19 protein-coding genes are annotated in these 22,541 nt (G+C 58.2%); 12 read left to right on the top strand and 7 right to left on the bottom strand.

The genetic code is table 11. The features are described 5' to 3' along the window. Positions 1-185 precede the first annotated feature (185 nt). From Q2941_RS44330 to Q2941_RS44305, 6 genes are all read left to right on the top strand, one after another. A complete protein-coding gene (locus Q2941_RS44330) occupies positions 186-1,586 on the top strand; it encodes an IS1182 family transposase (protein ID WP_458196504.1) in 1,401 nt (466 codons plus the stop codon). Positions 1,587-1,843: 257 nt separating this feature from the next. Then, positions 1,844-2,749, top strand: a complete 906-nt coding sequence (locus Q2941_RS44325; protein ID WP_458196503.1) for an ABC transporter substrate-binding protein — start codon at positions 1,844-1,846, stop codon at positions 2,747-2,749. 487 nt (positions 2,750-3,236) lie between these two features. Further along, on the top strand, positions 3,237-5,000 hold the full coding sequence (locus tag Q2941_RS44320; protein ID WP_458196502.1) for an NAD(P)/FAD-dependent oxidoreductase: 1,764 nt from the start codon (positions 3,237-3,239) through the stop codon (positions 4,998-5,000). Positions 5,001-5,121: 121 nt separating this feature from the next. Continuing rightward, positions 5,122-5,784 carry a phytochelatin synthase family protein gene (locus tag Q2941_RS44315; protein ID WP_458196501.1) on the top strand — a complete coding sequence of 221 codons (663 nt, stop codon included), beginning with the start codon at positions 5,122-5,124 and terminating at the stop codon, positions 5,782-5,784. 127 nt (positions 5,785-5,911) lie between these two features. Next, on the top strand, positions 5,912-6,901 hold the full coding sequence (locus Q2941_RS44310; protein ID WP_458196500.1) for a ketopantoate reductase family protein: 990 nt from the start codon (positions 5,912-5,914) through the stop codon (positions 6,899-6,901). Positions 6,902-7,275: 374 nt separating this feature from the next. Continuing rightward, complete coding sequence (locus Q2941_RS44305) at positions 7,276-8,262, top strand: ABC transporter substrate-binding protein (protein ID WP_458196499.1); 987 nt, start codon at positions 7,276-7,278, stop codon at positions 8,260-8,262. A gap of 239 nt (positions 8,263-8,501) precedes the next feature. On the opposite strand, the gene Q2941_RS44300 is transcribed toward Q2941_RS44305, so the two are convergent. After that, positions 8,502-10,274 (bottom strand): adenylate/guanylate cyclase domain-containing protein, encoded by a 1,773-nt coding sequence (locus Q2941_RS44300; RefSeq protein ID WP_458196498.1) that lies wholly within the window; start codon positions 10,272-10,274, stop codon positions 8,502-8,504. Between the two features lie 435 nt (positions 10,275-10,709). Here Q2941_RS44300 and Q2941_RS44295 point away from each other — a divergent pair, with 435 nt between their 5' ends. Beyond that, the gene (locus Q2941_RS44295) at positions 10,710-12,494 is read left to right on the top strand and encodes an adenylate/guanylate cyclase domain-containing protein (RefSeq protein WP_458196497.1); all 1,785 of its coding nucleotides are present in this window, start codon (positions 10,710-10,712) and stop codon (positions 12,492-12,494) included. A gap of 365 nt (positions 12,495-12,859) precedes the next feature. On the opposite strand, the gene Q2941_RS44290 is transcribed toward Q2941_RS44295, so the two are convergent. After that, complete coding sequence (locus Q2941_RS44290; RefSeq protein ID WP_458196496.1) at positions 12,860-13,900, bottom strand: IS110 family RNA-guided transposase; 1,041 nt, start codon at positions 13,898-13,900, stop codon at positions 12,860-12,862. A 476-nt stretch (positions 13,901-14,376) separates the two neighbouring features. On the opposite strand from Q2941_RS44290, the gene Q2941_RS44285 reads away from it, so the two are divergent. The 3 genes from Q2941_RS44285 to Q2941_RS44275 all read left to right on the top strand — a co-directional run bounded on the left by Q2941_RS44285 (position 14,377) and on the right by Q2941_RS44275 (position 17,089). Further along, complete coding sequence (locus Q2941_RS44285; protein ID WP_458196495.1) at positions 14,377-15,279, top strand: GNAT family N-acetyltransferase; 903 nt, start codon at positions 14,377-14,379, stop codon at positions 15,277-15,279. Between the two features lie 305 nt (positions 15,280-15,584). Further along, positions 15,585-16,556, top strand: coding sequence for an ABC transporter substrate-binding protein (locus Q2941_RS44280; RefSeq protein WP_458196494.1), 972 nt, complete (start codon positions 15,585-15,587; stop codon positions 16,554-16,556). 275 nt (positions 16,557-16,831) lie between these two features. Next, positions 16,832-17,089: a hypothetical protein gene (locus tag Q2941_RS44275; protein ID WP_458196493.1), complete on the top strand. Its 258-nt coding sequence runs from the start codon at positions 16,832-16,834 to the stop codon at positions 17,087-17,089. Positions 17,090-17,202: 113 nt separating this feature from the next. Here the strand turns inward: Q2941_RS44275 and Q2941_RS44270 are convergent, their stop codons facing one another. The 3 genes from Q2941_RS44270 to Q2941_RS44260 all read right to left on the bottom strand — a co-directional run bounded on the left by Q2941_RS44270 (position 17,203) and on the right by Q2941_RS44260 (position 20,380). Beyond that, positions 17,203-17,439, bottom strand: coding sequence for a hypothetical protein (locus Q2941_RS44270; protein ID WP_458196492.1), 237 nt, complete (start codon positions 17,437-17,439; stop codon positions 17,203-17,205). Between the two features lie 629 nt (positions 17,440-18,068). Continuing rightward, positions 18,069-19,160 (bottom strand): ABC transporter substrate-binding protein, encoded by a 1,092-nt coding sequence (locus tag Q2941_RS44265; RefSeq protein WP_458196491.1) that lies wholly within the window; start codon positions 19,158-19,160, stop codon positions 18,069-18,071. A gap of 233 nt (positions 19,161-19,393) precedes the next feature. Further along, complete coding sequence (locus tag Q2941_RS44260) at positions 19,394-20,380, bottom strand: ABC transporter substrate-binding protein (RefSeq protein WP_458196490.1); 987 nt, start codon at positions 20,378-20,380, stop codon at positions 19,394-19,396. 685 nt (positions 20,381-21,065) lie between these two features. Here Q2941_RS44260 and Q2941_RS44255 point away from each other — a divergent pair. Then, positions 21,066-21,236 (top strand): bacteriocin, encoded by a 171-nt coding sequence (locus Q2941_RS44255; protein WP_458196489.1) that lies wholly within the window; start codon positions 21,066-21,068, stop codon positions 21,234-21,236. A 55-nt stretch (positions 21,237-21,291) separates the two neighbouring features. Here the strand turns inward: Q2941_RS44255 and Q2941_RS44250 are convergent, their stop codons facing one another. Both Q2941_RS44250 and Q2941_RS44245 read right to left on the bottom strand, forming a co-directional pair. Next, positions 21,292-21,429, bottom strand: coding sequence for a hypothetical protein (locus tag Q2941_RS44250; protein WP_254107552.1), 138 nt, complete (start codon positions 21,427-21,429; stop codon positions 21,292-21,294). Positions 21,430-21,531: 102 nt separating this feature from the next. Further along, positions 21,532-21,837 (bottom strand): hypothetical protein, encoded by a 306-nt coding sequence (locus tag Q2941_RS44245; protein ID WP_458196488.1) that lies wholly within the window; start codon positions 21,835-21,837, stop codon positions 21,532-21,534. Positions 21,838-21,863: 26 nt separating this feature from the next. Between Q2941_RS44245 and Q2941_RS44240 the strand changes: the two genes are divergently transcribed. Beyond that, a complete protein-coding gene (locus Q2941_RS44240; protein WP_458196487.1) occupies positions 21,864-22,031 on the top strand; it encodes a hypothetical protein in 168 nt (55 codons plus the stop codon). Positions 22,032-22,541 lie beyond the last annotated feature (510 nt).

Raw genomic sequence — 22,541 nt, 5'->3', positions numbered from 1 at the left:
CCAAGCCAGTTGTAGTCGCGGAAACTGCTCAAGATCGTAGTCATTCCGAATCCCGCCCCAACCTTGAGAGGAGTAGGCTCTTTTGGCAGGTCCGCTTTCAATGGGATTGTGTTGCAAAACTCCGGTTGAGGCGACTCGCGAACCGTGATTCCGTCGGTTTGAGGCGGCATTTGCGGGAGCAGCGGATGTTAGGGCGGCAGGAGAGCGGTCAGGGCCAGTTCTTTTACTCCTTTGATCTCGACAAGGTTGTGCCGGCTGATCACCTGGTACGGCAAATCGACGGTTTGCTGGACCTGAGTTGGGTGCACAACGAACTCGCTCCATTCTACTCGCACACTGGCCGGCCTTCGATTGATCCGGTGCTCATGATCCGGATGCCGGTCTTGGGCTACGTATTTGCACTTCGTTCCGAGCGTCGGCTCTGCGCCGAGGTCCAGGTCAATCTGGCTTACAGGTGGTTTTGCAAGCTCGGCATCGAAGATCATATCCCTGATCACTCGGTGTTCTGCCGGGCGCCGCGCGAACGCTTCCGTGAGAGCGATGCCTTACGCCGGGTTTTTGAGCGTGTAGTGGCGCTTTGTATTTCGGCGGGGCTGGTCGGAGGCGAAGCGTTCTCAGTCGATGCGAGCCTGATCAAGGCAGATGTGAACAAGACTAGGCGACTTCCCGGCGATCCGCCTATTACCTGGCCAAAGGCGGAGGAAGCATCCCATGCGGTTCGCGAGTACATCGCAGCGCTTGATGCCGCCAATAGCGATAAGGACAGTGATGAAGACGGCGGCGGTTCAAGTGAAGGCAGCCGTCGCCGCAAGCCTCCCAAGGAAGTCTCGCTCACCGATCCGCAAGCAACATGGGTTACGAGGCCGGGCGTGGATCCATTCTTTGCTTACGATGCGAACTATCTGATCGACAACAAGGTCGGGATCATCCTCGATGCGGTAGGCACGCGCGCGAACCGTGCGGTTGAGATTGCTGTCACCCAGACCATGGTGGACCGTGTTGAGCGTCGCTTCGATCTGCGCCCCAAAAGGTTGGCAGGCGACACGGCTTACGGCGCGGTCAGACTGCTCAAATGGCTGGTGGATCGCAAGATCACGCCGCACGTTCCGGTGTGGGACAAGTCGGCACGCCCCGATGGCACCTTTAGCCGAGCCGACTTCGTCTTCGACCAGAAGCGCAATGTCTATGTTTGCCCGGGTGGCGCTGAACTGACCAGCACCGGCAATATCGATCAAGGTCACATCGTTTACTACAGGGCCAGCAAGAGCGACTGCTCTGGCTGCGCCTTGAAGCCCAAATGCACGACGGCGGTCGTGCGCAAAATTACCCGCGACGTTAACGAAGATGTACGCGATCGTGTCCGTGCGCTGGCCAATACGGAAGCCTTCGAGCAATCGCGCCGCGAGCGCAAAAAGGTCGAGATGCGGTTTGCTCATATGAAACGCATTCTCAGGCTCGACCGGCTTCGGCTGCGGGGCTTGAATGGCGCCAGGGACGAAGTGCTGCTCACAGCCACCGCGCAGAACCTGAGGCGGCTGGCCAAGCTAGTTTGCCGTCCCCCGCCACAACTGGCAGTCGCGTGCTGAAATCCACAAGCAAAACGGAAACCGCCGACGCCCCCTACCAAAAGAAACCGCCGAAACTCAAAAGCCAAGCTCGCCCCAAGTCAGAAACGAGTTTTGCAACACAATCGGCGGTAAACCGGACGCCGTGCCGCACTTGCTTCGACCGCCGCTTTTGACCCGGAGCGGGTCATCAGCCGCTCAGTTTTGTTGTGATGCACAACGTAGCTCTCACTTAACGATGTGGTAGCGTGTCGGTCTCGCCTAGAGAGAGGAACCGCATGAGGCGACGCGATTTCATGACGCTGGTGGGCGCCGCGGCGACTGCATGGCCGCTCGCTGCGCGTGCGCAGCAAGCTCAACGCATGCGGCGTGTCAGCGTGCTGATCGGCTTTGCGGAGACCGATCCGGATGTGAAGTCTTGGTTCGCGGATTTCCGGGGCGCGCTCGCGAAGCTGGGGTGGACGGAAGGCAGCAATTTTCAAATCGAACTTCGCTGGGCCAGCGATGATCTGGATAGGATGAAGGGATTCGCAAAGGAGCTTGTCGATCTGCGACCCGACGCAATCCTCAGTGTGACCACGCCCGTGACCAACGCTCTTGTCCGCGAGACGCAGACAATTCCAATCGTGATCGTGACCGTAGCCGATCCGATTGCCAGTGGTTTCGTCACAAACGTCGGACGTCCGGGCGGCAATGTTACCGGGTTCGCGCTTTACGAGCCCTCGATGGGCGGGAAATGGCTGGAACTGCTGAAGCGTATCGCGCCGGGCGTGACGCGCGTGGCGCTGCTTTTCAACCCGACGACAAGCGTCCCGATCAAATTCTACATGGCTTCAATTCAAGCCGGCGCGTCATCGTTTACCCTCCAGGCCAGTGCTGCTCCGGTTCACGCCCAGGATGAGATCGAAGGCGTTATCGCCGCACTAGCGGGTAATCCAGGTGCGGGCATTATCGGAATGCCAGACCTATTCAACACGATAAATCGTGACGTGATTATTGAGGCGGCGGCCCGCTACCGCATCCCCGCGATCTATTTCGTTCGCTCTTTCGCGGACTCAGGCGGCCTGATCTCTTATGGGCCAGATTTCGCCGAACAATATCCGCGGGCAGCAGGGTACATCGACCGCATCCTCAAGGGCGAGAAGCCAGGGGACCTTCCGATCCAAATGCCAATTTACCGTTGATCATCAACTTGAGGACGGCAAATGCGCTTGGCCTCGACGTGCCGCTGGGCCTGCTGAACGCTGCCGGCGAGATTATTGAATAGGTGCGCGGGTTTTCGCAACTGCTCACAGCCGGTTCTGGCGCGAATGCGAAGCCCGGCTTGGCTCTGAGATGGATCTGCTCATCGGTAGATACTGGAAGCGGCCGAAAGATACTGAACGAGATTGGAACGAGTTCTTGCCGAACGACAGAAATCGGAATGTTGGGACGTGGCGTGCTGTCTTTGGCAGCCTTGCCAACCTCAATCGCTGGCGGGGCAGGAGGACTGCCGGATTGTCTCATTAGCGGACCTGGCGCTCGGAAGATTCTCGCAGATGTAAATCAGATCACATTGGATCCCCCTTTGCAGGTGTAATTTCGAGGAAATAGCGCACATTCGCCGCACGCTCAAATGCTCTCTGGGTGGTGGCAATCCCCTCGTGCCCAACTGGGATTTCGGAGGAAAGTATGCCTTCACACTCCCAATACGATATCGCAATCGTCGGGGCGAGTATTGCCGGATGCGCGGCGGCGATATTCTTTAGCCGCGCCGGCGCACGCGTCGCGCTGATCGAGCGTGATCGCGATCCCGCGGGCTACAAGAGGCTCTGCACACATTTCATCCAGGCAAGCGCAACCCCGACCTTGGAGAGGCTCGGACTTGCGAGGGCGATCGAAGAAGCCGGCGGCGTGCGAAACGATGCGGAAGTGTTCACGCGATGGGGATGGATCGTTGCCCCCTCCGAACAGACGATCCGTCGGCCCGCCTATGGGTACAACATCCGTCGATCTACGCTCGACCCGATGCTGAGGAAGACAGCGGCGCAAACGGCCGGTGTCGAATTCTTCCCCGGGTTCTCGGCTCGAGAACTGCTGATCAAGCAAGGACAAATTTACGGCGTGTCGGCGCAAGGAGAAGACGACGCCAAACTCGATATTGAAGCGAAGCTGGTCGTTGGCGCAGACGGACGAAATTCGCGCGTCGCGGAGCTTGCTGGCTTGCCTGCCAAAGAGACCGCAAACGGTCGCATTTTCTATTTCGCGCACTTTCGCAATTTGCCGCTAGCGAGTGGCACACGGTCGCAACTCTGGTTCCTAGAGCCGGACGTCGCCTACACCTTTCCCAACGACGATGGCGTGACGCTTGTGGCTGCCATGCCCGCACGAGCCAAGGCTGCGGAATGGAAGGCGGATCCGCAAGCGGCCATGGCGCGCCTGTTTGAGCGCTTGCCCCGCGCGCCCTCCCTCCCGCAGGCGCAGCGAGTGACCCCATTCATGGGAACGATCGACTATCCGAACCTTCACCGCAGCGTGTCCAAACCCGGCTTGGCATTGATCGGAGACGCCGCCCTATCGATCGATCCGTTGTGGGGCATCGGATGCGGCTGGGCGTTGCAGTCCGCCGAGTGGCTGGCGGCCGCCGTCGGCCGTGCATGGACGAGTCCGACGGACCTCCACCACGGTCTGTCGGCTTATGCAAAACGGCATCGGTCGGAACTGGCTGGACACCAGTTTCTGATCGAGGACTTCTCGACGGGACGCCCATTCAACTTCCTCGAACGCTTAACGTTCTCGGCTGCGGCGCGATCCGACGTGCGCCGCTACTTTCTCAGCATTCGGAAGCCGTTGTATTGGCGTCCGCCGATTTCTCCGCCCCGACGCGTTGGCGCGCGCGATGTGGGTAAACGCTCGCCACGCGCTCAGCGCTGCAAAGATGCAGCCGAGCATGCAATAACAATATTAATACTCCTAGGACACGTAGACGATTCCATAAGAGATTGCTTCAACCGGGATACCAAGCCCATAGGAGGCGTTGCGGTGCCGATCGTGCGCTGGATTCCGCTAATCGGCTTTATCACGCCCATCGGGATGTGGCTGATGCCATTGCCGGCGATGGGGCGCGACCCCGACGGGCGTTACGCGAATGCTCCACTCAAGCCGTGGTTTGACCAACTGAAAAGCCGCAACGGCCTCTGCTGTTCGTCTGTCGACGGCCGCGTCGTCGAAGACGCCGACTGGGAAACGAAGAACGGTCACTATCGCGTGCGAGTGCCAAAGAGCCCCGACTCCAAAATCATGGTGTGGGTCGAGGTGCCAGACAATTCCGTCATCAGCGAGCCTAACAAGGCCGAGCGGACCATGGTCTGGCCTGTCTATTTCGAGGGCGATACAGACGACGAGGACTATCCATACATATTCATCCGCTGCTTTATGCCAGGGAGCATGACCTAGATCGGTAGCTCTTACGCCGAAGAGGAAATGGGTGAGGCGAAGAGAGCCCGCTTCTGACACAGAGCTCGAAGAAGCTCGCAAAGTCGAACATGTGCCACTGTCTGCCGCTAGGTTCAGACCCATGAAGCGATGGCACTACGTCAGTATCATCAGCATGGTCGTTACTGTGGGTCTGCTAGCTGCCGGGGCCCTGGTCGTCGGCCAGTCACGCGTGCCATCAGAAGTCATAGCGTCCTCGGTAACGCGTACACCCGAGCTTATTGAACGCGCGTGGCACCTGCCAGTGGCAGCCACATTCCACAAGAACGTGAACTGGCAGTCAAACGGCTCTCGTTGCGGACCTGCCGCTGTTGCGAATGCATACAGGTCGCTTGGCGAGGCGGCAAGCACGGAGGGTGAGGTGTTGGCCGGCACAGGGCGGTGCTGGACTGGGGTGTGCATCCTGGGTCTCACGCTGGACGAGCTGGCCGAGGTCGCCCGGACCAACACGAGCCGGAAAGTCACGGTCTTGCGTGATCTCAGCGAGGACCAGTTTCTGGAGCATCTGCGTCACTCAAACGATCCGAGCCGACGCTACATCGTGAATTTCGATCGCGCGCAAATTTTTGGTGCTGGTGTTGGACATCATTCGCCCATCGGGGGCTATCTCGAAACCGAGGACCTAGTTTTCGTGCTCGATGTCAATTCCGACTACCAGCCATGGCTAGTCGAGCGAAAGCGGCTGTTCGCGGCTATAAATACGTTCGACGGTAACAAGAAGCGTGGACTGCTGCTGATAGAGTAACAACTTTTGCAGGCTCCGCGGCATGTTACCTATTGGCTCTTTGGCGACGTGCGTGGCCGGCCGAATGACCGCGTTGCTCCACAATAGTCCACTCCAGCTAGAGTTGGACAATACAGGAAGAGGAACGATGTCCGGCCAGAGCAGCCAATCATTCCGTGTCGCCGTTCTCGGAGCCGGCGCAATGGGATCCTTATTCGGAGGCAGTCTCTTCGAGGGCGGAGCAGACGTTACCCTAATCGACCTTGACGTCGCTCATGTTGAATCGATCCGCCAGAATGGGCTCAACCTCAAGACGGATGCCGGCGAGCGCCGCATTCACGTCCCGGTTCTATTTCCCTCCGAGGTGAATGCCACCTACGACCTCGTCATCGTCTTCACGAAGGCGATCCACACGAATCAGGCACTAACCGCCATACGTAGCGCGATCGGCCCAAACACGGCGTTATTGAGCCTGCAAAACGGGCTGGACAACAAGCTCGTTCTGACAGAGTTCGCCGATCCTCGAAATGTGCTGATCGGCATTACGACTTATCCCGCCGATATCAAGGGGCCGGGCAGCGTCGAATCTCACGGTCGCGGCGTTGCTCGACTTGCGGCGGCAGGCGAACCAGCCTCGCCGACGTTGGACCTCCTACCCGACCTCTTCGCGCGCAGCGGGCTCGATGCGGTAATCGATCCGCATGCCGAAGCGGCGATCTGGGAAAAGGCGGCGTTCAACGCCGCATTGAACGGCCTTTGCGCAATCACCGGCTCCACGGTGGGTCAAATCGGCGCGCACACGGAAACACGGGAGTTGGCTTTTCAGATTGTCTCGGAGGTTTGTACTACGGCAATCGCCTGCGGCTTTGCCGTTGAGCGGCAGCATGTGGAAGAGATGTTGACCGATGCGCTCGCAAACCACATCCACCATAAGCCTTCTATGCTTCAAGATGTAATTGCAGGTAGACCCACCGAGATCGAGGCGATATGCGGCGCGGTGGTCCGCCGCGCAGACGAGCGGGGCGTAGCAACCCCCATTACCCGTACGATCCTGGGGCTCGTACGGCACATCGACTGGCGTGCAGCTACTGCACGAAGATCGCCCGACGAGCCCAGGGGTCATCGTGCAGAAGGCTAGATTATCAGCGCACCACCGAATTCGGTCGGTTCAGCGGTAAGCGCATTCCGCGCGGCGCATGCCAATGCGCGCAAGATCGGGAGGCGTACGGATCGCGTCAATGGGTTTGAGCAGCTCTTTTGCTGCGCTTGCATGAGTCTGCAGATGGCCCGCATGGGGAGTACGGAGCCGCTCTGAAAGCGTCTGCTTGTCGGGGTAAGACCGAAAGTGATGGGATGACTTCCAAAAATGCGCTTTTGACCCCCATAGCCGACATAACAAGTTCGTCTGCTGTAATGCGGAATGAAACATTGCTGTGACGATGTGGTAGGGTGCGACCTCGCGAACGCGCAGGCGCATTAGGTTGCTGACTTGGACACTATGGGAGAGTTCAGATGCGGCGGCGAATCTTTATCGCGGTCGCAGGTGGGATGCTCGCCTGGCCCTTTTCTTCAGCGGCGCAATCGCTGAAGAGAATTCCTCGGCTCTGCTTTCTCACCTTTGACCCTGGCACGCCGCAGTCTCCGGCAAAGCGCTTCGAAGGGTTCTTCGAGAGGTTGCGCGAACTTGGTTATGTAAATGGAGAAACCATTACCATCGACTACCTGCACCCCGACGGTCGGAGCGATCGGTATCCCGAACTCGCCGCTGAGTGTCTCCACCTGAAGCCCGACATCGTTGCCGTGACTACAACACCCGGCGCCCATGCATTGAAGGATGCAACCACCACCATCCCGATCGTGATGGTGGTTGGCGATCCGGTCGGCACAAAGCTCGTCGACAGCCTGGGTCGCCCTGGGGGCAACATAACCGGCATGTCACAAATGACGTCAGGGCTCGCCGCGAAGCGCCTAGAGCTTCTGAAAGAGGCGGTGCCCGAACTTTCGCGCGTGCTTGTGCTCGCATACCTCGTTGATCCCATTTCGCCACTTCAAGTCCAAGCTATGAAAGAAGCGGCTTCGTCGCTGGGGGTGACGCTGCAAGTCATTGACATCAAGGCACCTGACGACCTTCCGGCGGCGTTCGAGACTGGGAGAAAGGTGGGTGCACAGGGGGTTCTCACCACGGCCGAGAGCATCTTCCGTAACGCGCGGGCAGTAGTGACCGAACTCGCTGCTCGCTACAGTTTGCCGGCAGTTTACCCTTACGCTGCGTTTGCGGAGAACGGCGGACTGATGGCCTACGACGACGTTGATGATCGCGAACTTCACAGGGGCGCTGCGGACTACGTCGACAAAATCTTAAAGGGCGCGAAGCCTTCGGATCTACCCGTCCAGCAGCCGACCAAGTTCCAGTTGGTGATCAACCTGAAAACCGCCAAGGCGCTCGGCCTGAACATTCCGCCGGCGCTGCTCGCCCGGGCCGACGAGGTGATCGAATGACAATGTCCGCATGTGGCCCATCAGCGAAGTGGCCGCGCGCCTCGTCGAGGTCCGCTCAGCGCGTGAAGCGGAATAGATTTGCTCACATTGAGTTCTTCGCCTGTTGACCCTTAGGCGACTTCGGCCTCCCGATGGTTTTCCCCTTTGTCAGAGCCGGCGGCTCGCAGCGACTACTTCTGCATCGTCGCAGAGAGCCGTTGCCTTAAGAGGGTTTGACCAGCCATTCGACCGAACGACTGTCACCGTATGTTGGTTACGCCCGCACGACGCAAGCCGTCTGCGAGGTGCTCCCGGTATTTCGGGTCAAGGTAGGGGGTCGTAACGTCGAACAGCTGCTGCGGGTCCGCCGGACGGGAGAGGAAATCATTTAGTAACGGTCGGGCTTCCTCGGTACGTCCAAGTTGGCCGAGGCTTGCCAGGAGAGTTCTGAGGCCTGGGTAAAACCGGCGCGGACGGTTCGCAAGCTGACCAAAATGGACTGCCTCCTCGTAGTTCTCCTGGTGATAATGAGCCAGCGCGACGAAGCCGAGAAAGCTGCCGGCTTGAGGATCGTTCGGGTTCAGACGGAGGCTACGCAGCAGAGCACCAAGAGCTTCACTGAAGTTTCCGATATAGACCCGAACCAGGCCAAGTGCGAGGAAACCGAGCGCAAAATTCGGGGTGAGGTCGATGGAACGCTGCGCCTCGCCAAGCGCCTGCGCGTGCATTCGCATCACCAAACTCGTCCAGCAATACGCGTAGTGGCAATAGGGGTCGCGGTCATCGATCGCGACCGAGCGCGCCGCAGCCGCATGAGCTTCAGATGCGTCGTTTGCGAGATCGCCGCTCCAGCCGTCCCAAACCCGGCTGTTTAGCGTGCGTGCAAGCGCCATGTGTGCCTGGGCGAGAGTTGGGTCAAGCCTGATCGCCTGCCGCAACAGAGTGACGGCCTGGTCGTGGTTCTCGGGGGTCTTTTGTGAAAAATGCCACATCGCGCGCATGCAGCAATCGAACGCATCCAAATTGCCGACGCTCTTGCGAAAGGCTCGTTTTCCTTCGATGAGTAACATCTCTGGCTCAATCGCGCCGACCACGCACTGCGTGATCTCGTCCTGGATAGCGAAGATGTCAGCCATGTCGCGATCGAACCGCTCGGCCCACAGATGATTGCCGGTTTCCGCTTCGATCAGCTGGCCTGTAATCCGCACACGCTGACCGGATCTTCTTACGCTTCCTTCGAGGACATACCGCACGCCAAGTTCGCGAGCGACCTGCTTCGCGTCGACAGCTCGCCCTTTGTAGACGAACGTCGAATTTCGCGCGATGACAAAGAACCATCGGTGGTGGGACAGAGCGGTGATGATGTCTTCTGTGATGCCGTCCGCGAAGTACTCCTGCTCGGGATCGCCGCTCATGTTCGAGAACGGGAGCACAGCAATCGATGGCTTGTCCGGTAGCGCAAGCTCGCCGCTCAAAACGCCCGAGGCCGCCGGATGCTGGAGCCGCCAATCCACGGAATGAACCGAAACCGGACGACAGATGTTCTTAAGCGATCGTTGTCCGACCGACATCAGGGGAAAGTTCAGCTTGCCTTCGATCTGATCGCGCACCGCACCAGAGATGCAAATTCCACCCGGGTCGGCGACGCCTTGTAGCCGCGCAGCAACGTTAACTCCGTCGCCGAGCAGGTTGTCGCAGTCCACCATCACGTCGCCGAGATTGACGCCAATTCGAAATTCCATCCTCCGCTCGCTGGGAAGATCGGCGTTACGGCGAACAAGCGCGCGCTGGATAGCGACTGCGGCGCGCACGGCCTGCACTGGGCTGCTGAACTCGGCAATCACACTGTCTCCGGCGGATCCGAAAATGCGCCCTGCATGTTCAGATATGAGGTCGGATATCGTGCGACGATACGCGTCCAGGGTCCTCAGGGTCGCTTCCTCGTCCGCCGCCATCAGGCGACTATAGCCGGCAACATCCGCTGCCAGAATCGCAGCTAAACGCCTCGTGATCAGTGGGATGTCCATGGTCATCCCCGCACTGCGAAACGATGCCAGTTTAGCCGAGTGGACGGGAGGGTAAAAGCAAGTATTGGCCCTATGCCCTCGCACTTTCACCAAACAGGGACGGATCTAGCCAAGTTGCGAGCTTCGGGAAGCCGCTCCTGACTTCGGAAAAACGAAGTTTGAGCTGTGCTTTACCGCCTTGGTTCGGTTTCGCGAATGTGCAATTAGCGTTGCGAATGGGGGCGGCTCAGGGCTGCCGGTCGGCCGCGTTAGACCAGAGAGGTCTGCTGTTGGGCCCAGCAGCGACGAGGCCGCAGCTCTCGCTGAGGCCCGCTTAGCGGGGCACAGCGGCCGAGAGTTGCTCACTTGAGTTCTTCGCATGACCCACAGCGGTGATGGACACACCCCCGTTTTGACCAATAGACTTGCTCCGCTGTTACCCTGGGACCCGGAGCGCACTAAATGGCCGAGGCGCGGGTCGTACGCCGGCTTGCAGCCATCCTCGCAGCCGATGTCGCGGGCTACTCGCGCCTGATGGGCGCTGATGAAGTCGGGACGCTGGCGGCTCTCAAATCGCATCGTCGCGAGATCGTCGATCCCGCCATCAATGCTCATCATGGCCGCATCGTGAAGACGACGGGTGACGGCATGTTGGTCGAGTTCGCCAGCGTCGTTGATGCCGTGACCTGTGCGATGGCGGTTCAGGAGAAGATGGCCGAACTAAGCGCTGAAACGGGCGTGCCCCCCATCCAGTTCAGAATCGGAATTAATATCGGCGACATCATCATGGATACCGACGACATCTTTGGCGATGGGGTCAACATCGCGGTGCGCGTCGAGAACGAATGTGAGCCCGGCGGCGTGTACGTGTCCGGCGGCGCATTCGAGCAGGTCAGAGGCAAGACGAAGTTCATGTTTCACGATCTCGGAGACAGATCGCTGAAAAACATCGACCGGCCCGTGCGGATTTATGCGGTGCGCTCGGTGGTTTCGCCGGCTACCACTAATTCGGCTGCCGAGGTGACCAAGCTGCTTCCCCTTCCCGACAAGCCCTCGATCGCGGTGCTGCCGTTTAACAACATGAGTGGCGACCCCGAACAGGAGTATTTTGCAGATGGCGTGGTGGAGGACATCATTACCGCGCTGTCGCGCTTCAAGTCGCTGTTCGTGATCGCGCGCAATTCGTCCTTCTTTTACAAGGACAAGGCGGCCAACATTAAGCAGATCGGACGCGAACTCGGCGTGCGATACGTGCTAGAAGGCAGCGTGCGAAAGTCAGGATCGCGGCTTCGCATTGCCGGACAGCTGATCGAGGCTGCCACCGGCGCCCATATTTGGGCCGAGAAGATTGATGGCCAGCTCGAAGACGTGTTCGACCTGCAGGATCAGGTGACCCGAAGTGTTGTAGGCGCCATCTTGCCAAGCCTGATGCAGGCTGAAATAGCCCTGGCGAATCGCAAGCCGCCGAGCACGTGGAGCTGTTACGATAGATATCTCCGCGGCAATGCGCTGCTCTTTCAATTCTCGCCTGCCACGCTCGATGAGGCCAAGGAGGAGTACCAGCAAGCGCTGTCGCTTGATTCGGATTTTGCTCCTGCAGTTGCCACGCTCTCGACCTGTTACGTGGTGCAGCGCTTTCTCTACGGCCAAGATCTCGGGGAAAGTCGACTGGCAAAGGCGCTGGAGCTTTCACGCCGCGCGGCCGAGCTGGCTCCGGATGACGGGATGGTGCTATCGCTTTGTGCCCTCACTGTCACATTTTTGAGCGACGATCTTGAGAAGGCCATGATCCTGGCCGAGCGCGCGGTCAGCCTTAATCCGAATATTTCCATGGCATGGGCCGTCCTCGGCTGGATCCACAATTGGCAGGGCGAACCGGAGCGTGCCTGCGAGGCTTTCGATCGCTCCGCGCGGCTCAATCCGCTCGACAGGCTCATGCTAGTCACGCACATCCTTCCTGGCACCAGCTTGGCTTGCTTTCTATTGGGACGGCAAGATCAGTGGCTGATGTGCGTGAACCGGTTGCTAGCCCTCGACCCTAACAATCTTAGCGGCCTGCTGGATGCGCTAGATATTGCCCGCCAACAGGGGCGAAACGGCGATGCCGAGAAGCTGCTTCAGCGAATTGAGACCCTTCATCCCGGTCTTCGCAGTTCGCAAGTACGTGACATCTTCCGCCGCGTCCGGAAGCCCGAACATCAGGCGTTGTTCGACCAGTGGTTGATTCGCCTCGCCCTTCCAGAGTAAGACGGCTTGCCAGCTCAACGTCCTTCAATCAGAGGTGATGACAGATTGTCCGGTTCTGGCCCGACGCGGACCTCCAGTAAAGCGGACTCGTTGTGCTCAAAGCGAGTTGTTCCGAATCTGACCCTGGCTGTTCTCTAATTCCGGGCCTGCGGTCAAGACTCTCCAAACACATCCTTGCCGGGTTCATGGTTCTCTCCGCGGTAGGGGCATGCCCTCCGCATGATGGCGTAGGATGACGCTGGCGGATCAATGTGTGAAGCGCGCTTGCCTTTTGAGCATCGCAAAGCCAGGGGCGATCGCACCAACGCCAGCGTCCCGGCAGGGACCTTGGATCCCGCCGGTGGTCGGCGGGAATTCGCTAGTTGCTATGCTGTTTGCATGGCGGTCTCCTTTGACGACCATCTAAATTCGGTACCATCGATCCACATGCGATGCAGAATGACCGCGAGCTTTCGCGCGACCGCAACCTTGGCTTTGCGTAGCCCGCTTCGTTTTGCAAGCCGCGTGCCCCAGGCTTTGAGGGCTGACCATTTTGCTACGCGTGTGAGCAGCACATTGGCTGCCTCGTAGAGATAGCCGCGCAACATTTTGTCGCCGCACTTCGAGATTCGACCCGTCCAGTCGATCTCGCCGGATGCGTATCTTCGGGTCGTTAGTCCGACATAGGCCCCAACGCTTCTTGACCTTTTGAAGCGCGTAGGGTCATCGATCGTTGCAAGAAAGCAAAGAGCCGTGACAGGACCAATGCCAGGTGCCGTCATGAACTGTCGCACTTGAGCATTGCCGCGTGCGAGCTTCATGACCTTGCGGTCGAGATCCGCAACCTGCTGCTCGATGGCCATTCGGGCGGTGAGTAGCGGCGTTACCGCAACGGCGAGTTCCGGCCGATCTTTGATGAGCTCCGCAGCACGCAATGCAAATACGTTCATCTTTGCTGGGCCAATAACCAGCCCGAGGTTCTTCAAGAGCCCGCGGATTTGGTTCTCGAGATCCCGCTTGATCTTGACGAGCAGAGCCCGGCTGACCAGCAGAGCCTTCACCGCATGACTGTCGAGGTCTTTGACGCGCACCTCCTTATACCATCCACATTGCATGATGCGGGCGATGCCTACGGCATCATTGCGGTCGCTCTTGTTGATCTGCATTTTCAAAACCGCCTTGGCGTGCCTGGCGTCGATGCAGATGACCGGCAGCCCCAGCTTATTCAACTCGGTCCACAGCCATGTCGAAGTTGCCCCTGTTTCGAGTCCGATCCGCGCGACATGCGGCGCGTTTGACTTAATGAATGCTACGATCGCTTCGGGGTCGGAACGAACCACGCCTTCGCGCTCGATCTTTCCTGTCCGATCAACGATGCAGATCGCCGTTAGCTTCAAAGAAACGTCCAGTCCGACATAGCACTCCATTGCAGCTCTCCTATCATTGCAGGGCCCAAGAGGTGAGCCTCATCGATTCTTGGAGAGCTGATTCTCAGAGCTTCAGTATGGCTCTGGCCCGGAATTACCCCATGTGTAAAAACGCGAAGGATCGAAACACGGCTAGAATTACATTCTGCAGTTCGTCATCTAAGTTGAAATCGCTTGCGAGCTTGAGCGCTAGAGCGGTCTTGGACGAATAACTTGTTCTATCGGGCTCGAGTGTCTAGGCCTTTTCACACAGCCAAGACCCGAAGGCGACATGGCCATCCGTGCCACCGATACTCGCTTTTCTGAGTGAGAAAGCAAGGAACTGCCGTAGCTAAGCCCGGCGGCAAGAGTTATTATCCGGTGCGACATCCGGGAATTGGAGCAAACGGCTATTCCCTGCCATCGGCTCCGACGAGGACGGCGCTGTGGAAGAAGCGTCTCAGAGCATATCGATACGGCCTTTGAGCGAGGGCGACTTGCCCGAAGCAGGCGCAATCTTGCGTCGCGCGTTTGCGACACAGTTCGGGATGCAGCCGGATACATTTTGGACAGATCGCGACTTCGTCACCGGTCGTTGGATCGCAGATCCCTCGCTGGCTTTTGGCGCGTGGATTGAAGACCGGCTCGTTGGATCCAGCCTGGGTACCAGTTGGGGAAGCTTGGGAGTATTCGGACCAATCTCAACACACCCGGACAGTTGGAATCGCGGGGCCGCAAGGCTACTCATTCCCCCAGTGCTCGAGCGACTGAATGCATTGGGAGCTCGGCACCTAGCCTTCTTCACGTTTGCCGAAAGCACGAAACACATTGCCTTGTATCAGAGGTTTGGTTTCTGGCCGCGATTCCTCACCGCGATCATGACCCATCCAGTCAATCTCAATGAGACGATGGGAGAATCGGTTCGCTACTCGGCCATTGCCGACACAGATCAAGCGCATTGGCTTGACGCATGCCGAGCTTTAACCACTGAGGTACGCGACGGATTGGATCTCACAACAGAAATACGAGCCGCTCAGAGCCATGGGCACGGCGACAGCGTCTTTCTTGCGGATGGTTCACGGGTGGAGGCGGTGGCCCTCTGCGAATACGGCCCCAAGAGCCCTGCAGGAGCCGGCTCATGCCTGATTAGGTTCGCTGCGGTTCATCCTGGCTCGGATACTGAAATGCCTTTTAATCGGTTGCTCACTGCCTGCGGAAGGCTGGCAGCGGACGAAGGGCTTAAACAAGTCGTGGCATGTGTAAATGCCAGTCGCCCCAAAGCTTATCGACATCTTTTGGCCATGGGCTTTCGCGCCCAGCGCAATGGCGTAACCATGCATCGCCCGAACGAAGACGCGTACAGTCAGACAGCCGCGTTTGTTCTCGATGATTTGCGATAGTCTAAGATACAGGCCGCTGCCGGCGTCAGATATCGCCTATTCAGTCCGCCGTTTGAATTCCGAGCAACGCGAAAAATCGATTTTCCGCTTGTGGCCGAGCTGATCAACGGAGATGTTGTCGCCATGTCGGCCGTCTGCGGGAGACCCGAGTCGTATGATGTCGCGTTGAACCGCCGCTTTTGATCCATAGCCGTCTTGCGCCACGGCGGCATTTGCGACGCAGCATTTGACTCGCGCTGAGTGCGACGACCATTGAGACCTGATAGTCTGCACCCCGTCTCCTCAAGCTGCGATGAGAGCACCGAATGAAGCGGCGAGAGTTCATAGTCGCTATTGCGGCACTGCTCATTTCGCCACGGCGTTCGCGGGCAGAGGGGATGCCTCGCCGGGTCGGCACCCTTAACAACTCCCAAAATCTGGCAATCACCAAGGTGTGGCAGGAGGGAATGCGTGATCACGGCTGGATCGAGGGCAAAAACCTGATCATGGACAATCGATATTTCGAAGGCCACGCGGAGCGCCTACCGGCTCTCGCTGCCGAACTCGTCGCCCTCAAGCCCGATCTGATCGTTTGCAGCAGCCCGCAGGCAGCCTTAGCCTTGAAATCGGCAACTGCCAATATTCCGATCTTGTTCGTGGCTGTGGCCGATCCCGTGGGGATTGGCCTCGTGCAAAGCCTATCGCGTCCAGGTGGCAACATAACGGGTCTTACGGCCATCGCACCTGGGGACTTCATCGGGAAACGTATAGAAATCCTCCGAGAGCTCGTTCCTGGCGCCTCGAAAAATGCGCTCTTAGCCAATCCGGACAACCCAATCCACAGGCTGGAATTGGCCGAGGAGATACCCCGTACAGCCCGGAAACTAGGCGTGGCTCTGCCGATAGTTGAGGCGCGCACGGTCGAGGAACTCGACGCCGCCTTTGCCTCTGCCGCCGCCCAGCACGCCGATGCGATTGTTGATATTGGCGACCCTTTGACCTTTCAGCATGCTCCGCGAGTTGTCGCACTCGCGGCGAAGCATCATCTGCCGACAAACTTTTTGCTCCGACGACAAGCTGCCGCAGGCGGATTGGTGGCGTACGGCCCTGATTTCCCCGATCTGCTCCGCCGTGCAGGCGGCTACGTCGATAAAATTCTCAGAGGCACGAAGCCTGCCGATCTGCCGGTTGAACGGCCGACCAAATTCGAGCTCATCATCAACATGAAGACTGCCAAGGCACTCGGCCTCACCGTGCCGCCCACACTGCTCGTCCGCGCTGACGAGGTGATCGAGTAGAGATGCGGTTTGCTGCGTTGCACGAGTCCGGTGATGGCTCAGAGCGGCGGTCCCGGAATGTCTGCTCCCGTGACGCTGTTGGGGGCCAAGCAGACGTGGGCCGGATGCTTGAGCCAGCTCAGGTATAGCCGAACAAGTGATGTATCTGACATGAACGGTCCCGCTTTCCTTCCGGGAAGCCACCAAGGCTGTAGGATACCCAGACAACCCGCCTCCCCCAGCCTATACTGTCATCCGACCAAATTGGTGCACGGTATTGCGGAGGAGATGCGCTGATGTCCATCGTCCACCTCGATGATCACACCGACTTTGGTCGGCTGCGGATCGACGATCCCGAACACGTTCGGGTTGATTGCGAGGGCAAGCACGAGTTCTATGTGATAATCATCGATGGTAGTTTTGAGCAGACCGCCTACAGCCTGCACGACAACGCGGCCGACGCTGAGGGAACAGCTGCCGCGTTAGCCAAGCGCCTACGATGCGACTGGGGCACAAACTACCGCCGACGCAAGAGCGACAGCTCAAGCAGTTGAGTTGCTCGGAGCAAAAGAGGCGCGACTCACCTACTGTTGCACGCATCGAGCCACATGGCTGGCGAAACCCGGTGAGATGGTGCGAACGAAAATTCACCCATTGCGAGCGATCATCACCTAACTCCTTCAATCAGCGTCCTCCAGCCAAGCACATCGTTCCCCATCAGCAGCAAAACGCCGAGGGCAGCTAAGTGGTGCGGCAATTCGCAATCGGGACGTGCGCTCATACCGCTGACAAACGAGCCGACCGCGCTTTTAAGATCGTCTCGGTCGAGATAGTCGAAGGCTCGCTGCTTGCACCGCCCGACATATTTGTCGCGCGGCATGTCAGTTATCAGGGAACGATCCACTTTCGTCTCTCCAGCCAATCACTGTATCCGGCAAGCAAATGTTGAAACAAAACAGATTCGCCTGTCTGCCCGATAAGCAACAAACAGATGCTTTTCGGTCGCAGTGTGGGAATTGGATACAAGAAGATCAGCGCGAGGCGCTCGCTACACACGCCCAATGCGTCATAAAACCTTCATTTGGAGCGACTGGCGGCGTTTGCTTGGGCAGCCGTGGCGCGCCGGGCTAACAGTCCTGCGAGCGTCAATTTCAGATGTTGAGCCGGACCTATTCCGCGCGGCCTGTCGAATTGGTCTCGCGCGAAAGCAAAAGCAACAGCGCCGCACAGCTCGGCAACGTCGGCGGCGTAGGGTCGAAACAAATTCGCGCTCCGCAGAGATCACTCTTCGGCGTACCGGTTGTCCGGGTCCTGTGCAGAGCGAGCGGAACCTAGGTACGCGCCACCGCAATTACCGAGGATATCTGCCAGGAGAAAATTCGGCGTTGCGGTTGCAAGATAGGCACCACGTCCGCTGAGGATGCGTTCTCGCAAGTCGAGATTGCGTCCTACCCAATGTCCGCTATGCCCCCGATAGCGACCAAACTCCGCATCGCCGCGAAATGATGCGAAGGGCCAAAAGGCGACATGATCCTATTCGATCACCTCGTCGGCGACTGCCAGCAACGAGGAAGGCACCGTAATGCCGAGCGCTTTGGCGGTTTTGAGATTGATAACGAGGGTAAACTTGCTCGCCTGCTCAATCGGTAGATCGCCGGGCTTCGCGCCATGCAATATTTTTCCGGCATAGATGGCCGCATGATGCACAGCGTCGAGCGGGTCGGTCGCATAGCTCATCAGAAGTCCGGCTTGTCCCCAGTACGGATACGGAGCGACACTCGGCTTCCCGGAGGCCATTACGGAACTTACGATGCGTGAAACATCATTCATCATGCCCTCGCCCGAGATGTAGAACGCGCTCACGTCATCACGAAGACCCGCTGCAACGGCGCTGTCCAGATCGTCAAGGGTATCGAGATCGTAGTGAACGAACTCAAAGCCCAACTGGGCGGACACCTTTTGCAGGGCATCTTTCTCCTGCATCGCCAACGCCCCGTGAGCGGGCGCGGGCCCTATCATACCGAGTCGTTTCAAATTAGGGACAAGCTCCTTGAAAAACGCGATGCGCTTTTGGGTCATCGCTTCTTCGCCACCGACTGCGTTCATCACGATTCCGGTGAGCATCCCGCCCGGGTGCGCATAGCTTTGGACCACGCCTGAATCGACAAGGTCGGCAGCAATGTTGCAAAAAACAAGCGGCAGCTCCGGAAAAGATCGACGAAATTCGTGAGCCGCTTCGCACTGACGCGCAATATCCGCTGTGGTCGCTTGTCCGCGGTACGATCCGACCCTGCACAACACTGAGTCTACCAACCCATAGAGGGAGCTTGATACGACTATCACGCGTGCATTGAGCGAGCCCAATTCCCTAGCAAGCTGAGGATAACGATCTAGGTCTCCTTCGGCGGACCGCACGGCAAGGGAATAGTTCGTCCCTTCGATGAAACCCTCCTCCTGAAGGCCTTTCCGAAGCACGGCAATTCTATCTTTAGCGACTGAGGTCTCCAGCTTTTGCACCAGCAAAAACCCGACCAACGGCATGTTCGTTTTTTTCTGGGCATACCCGGGTCGAGGGATACTCAACGCGGTCGCGCCGATCAGCCCGATGAAATCACGCCGGTGCATGCGGACCTCCACGGATTGCAGCGCGACAGTTTAATTGTCCAAACTCGAACTTGAAAGACGTGCGGGTGCCGCCGCAGTAAATATTGCTGGGTTGCCGATGTCTGAAGTGGGTCATTCTCAACTGGCTCTCCGGGTTTCGGCGGCCCTTCGATGTCTGCTCTTCCCCGAAACCGACCAGCTTACTGCACGGCAACGAAATGACGCGAAGGGCCATGACCCGACATTCCTACAATTCATTCGATCACTTCGTCGGCGGTTGCAAGCAGTGAGGTCGGCACCTCGAGGCTGAGCGCTTTTGCGGTCTTCAAATTGATCACCATTTCATATTTGGTCGGCAACTGCACAGGCAGATCACTGGCCTTCTGGCCCTTGAGGATGCGGTCTGCATAGATTGCCGCCTGTCGAAACAACTCGATCAAATCGACGCCGTAGGACATTAGGCCGCCATCAGCAACGGCGGCGTGCAATCCGTAGACTGTTGGCAATCGGTAACGTGCCGCCAGTTCAATGAACAGTTTGCGCCGAGAGTTGGTCGTCGGATCGGCCGGCACGATCACGCCATAATCCGATCCCTTTCCCCACCGCGTCATGGCCGTTTCGATTTCTGCCGGTTCTACCGCCGACGCCGCCTCGATTTGGACAGCAAAGTTGGCGGCGTCGGCCTCCAGCAAGGCGAGGACACGCTTGTGCGTCGCGTTGTCGGGGTTCAATAGAACGGCGACGCGCGCGACGTGTGGCGCGACCTGCTTGAGCATCCCGAGCAATTTCGTGCCCAGACCCGGCTCTAACACCGTGAAGCCGGTCACATTGCCGCCCGGATGGGCCAAGCTTTGCACCAAGCCATCGGCCACGGGATCGCCGCTGCCAATGAAGATCACTGGAACCGTTTTGGTCAACCGGCTCGCCACCACGGCTGCATCGCCGTTTGCTAGCAGCACGTCCGGTTTCTGACCCAACGCCTGCTCGGTGGCGGACCGCATCCAGTTGGCATCGCCTGTGCCCCATTGAATATTGATCTGAAGATTTCCGCCGATCCTCCAGCCAGCCTTCTCGAGCTGGAGCCGGAACGCCGCGGCGCGGAGCTGTCCCTGCGGATCGCTCTCGGGGTACAGCATCACCACGCCGATCCGATACGTCCGTGCGGGCTGCTGCGCGCGGGAAACAAATGGGAAGCAGCCAGCAGCGCTCGCAACCACAAGGATGAGTTCGCGTCGCCTCATCAACGGCTCCATGGGTCCCGGCAAGGCATCATTACTCAAGCTAGCACACTTGGAAACTGAGCGTGGGCTCGGGCGCAGATCGTCTTGAGGTCGAACAACGTCGGTTGAGGTCAAAAGCGCCATTTTGGAAGTCGGGCAGTCACTTCTGGTCTACTCCGATGAGCGGACCATTTCACAGTTCGCCCGCACTTCGCATTAGGGCCGATTCTGTTGAAAAAGGCCTTTGTCGCGAGCATGCCCATTTTCTGAAGTCTTCTGATGCGTTTGTCGCAGCGGGACGTGGGGGATCGCGTCGACATAGTCAGGATCGCTCAGTCATCTTCCTAGCTTTACTACGAAGGCTTTTCTTGCCGGAGCTCGCTCTAAGTTAATTTCAGCGATGCTTTTGCCGTGGCGTTACTTTCGCCTTTTTCAACAGAATCGGCCATTTCCGGACTCATGCATCGCAGCAAAGCAAACGCTATTCGATCACCTCGTTTGCGCTAACCAAAATGGAAGTGCCTTCGTTCTCACGCGTAAGCGTGACTTAGCGGGGACGCCAGAGCACGAATACTAGGTTGAATCCGGCACTGTCCTAATTTGCCGGTTGCTTGTGTGACATTAAGCACAGCAACTAATTAGGAACCGTCCTAGCCTTGTCGATCGAGGCGGGAATGGTCCCGTCCTGAAACAGGTGGGAAATGCCATGACGGATCTGAATAGCGAACCGAGTAGCGAAAATCGCGAATTGAGAAGCGAGGAATTGACGATCGATGAGCTGGACTCAGTAAGTGGCGGACGATTCAAAATCCCGGGGAAAATCGTGACGGCAGCCGAAATTGCCAAGGTGGCAGCAGATAATCCCGGTTTCGTCTGAAACAAGCGTGCGCTCAGCCACTTGAGGCCGCCTCAGTTGGCGGCCTCTTTCATTTCTAACGCGCTTTATTGGGATAGGCGTGGACGTCCATGTAGAGCGCATCGAGTTTTGGATATTCGCTCTCGAAGGAAGTCTCGATCGATTGCGTCCGGCTCGCGACGTCGAGCTCCGCATGCGCCGGCAGCGCAACCATGCTTGCCCAAGGCAAATGCCGCGAGTAGGGGCTTTGCAAGCTGCATGGTCAGACCCCCTGGCTTTTTGAATATCGCAAGGCGCAGCGGATGTCGCCTTCGCGTCAAAAGGCGACTTCGCGCGGTGACCAGCCTACTTCCGCTTGTCCCCCAGCAACGGAATGCGGCTCACGCGCCAGTCTCACCGCTTGTGTAGATCGCCGCGATGCCTTGCGCCCCGTGGGAAACTTCGACTGCTCGGGATCGTCCAACAGGATCTTCACAGGGTATTGCCTTTGCGGGGTCCCGCGCCGTAGCGCGGGCGCTTCTTCAATCATCAGCGCGGCTTTGGCTTCATCGACCCGGACGAGCGCGGCGCTACCATGATTTTTGTCACAGACAGAAAAACACCATCCGGAGATCCTGTTCACATGCAGCCCACTGAAGGAGGAAAGTCATGATTGAAATGCTTGAAATTGAAATACGTGAACTGATCGAAGCCGAACTCGACGGGGTCGCTGGCGGCATGATCAACCAAGACCCGGACGGAACGAAGCGCCCCCCCGGCCCAAGCGCCGCGGACATCTACCAGCACCCCCCGATCTACGTGCCGAAGGTCGGATAAGGGTTAACTTCTAAATCTCGAACGCGACAGGCGACGAGAGCCCGCTGCGAATTGGCAGCGGGCTTTTTGTTGGGCGATGAAGTACGCCATGCGTGTGCGTGGCAGCGAAATCTGCCCGCTTATGTCGGCTTGGGGTCATTCGCGACTGAGCCGGGCAGTGCTCGCTACCGATCGATGTCCGCTTCGGTCCCGATAGCGAGAGGTCCGACTGGAAAATATCATTCTTCGCCGCGTTTCGATTTTCGAGTTTTTACACAGCCAGGGCCATAAGCTGCCATTGAAGACGAAGGCACATTTTTTACTCGATCCTGACCGGCTTTCTTCCCGATGTCCTAAAGTCTATCTTGGTTGAAAAGACACGAGAGGCAGCGAAATGCTACCGGCACCAATCACATATTGCTTCTACCGTTGTCGCGGGCTCTGTCTTCACACCTGGGTCGTCGCGACTTTCGCAATCATGACGGCCTCCGCTCCACTGCAGGCTTCAACAGCACCAAAAACGTCAGCGTG

The organism is Bradyrhizobium sp. UFLA05-153, from assembly GCF_054185185.1.
This window is presented reverse-complemented; position numbering and strand designations above follow the sequence as displayed.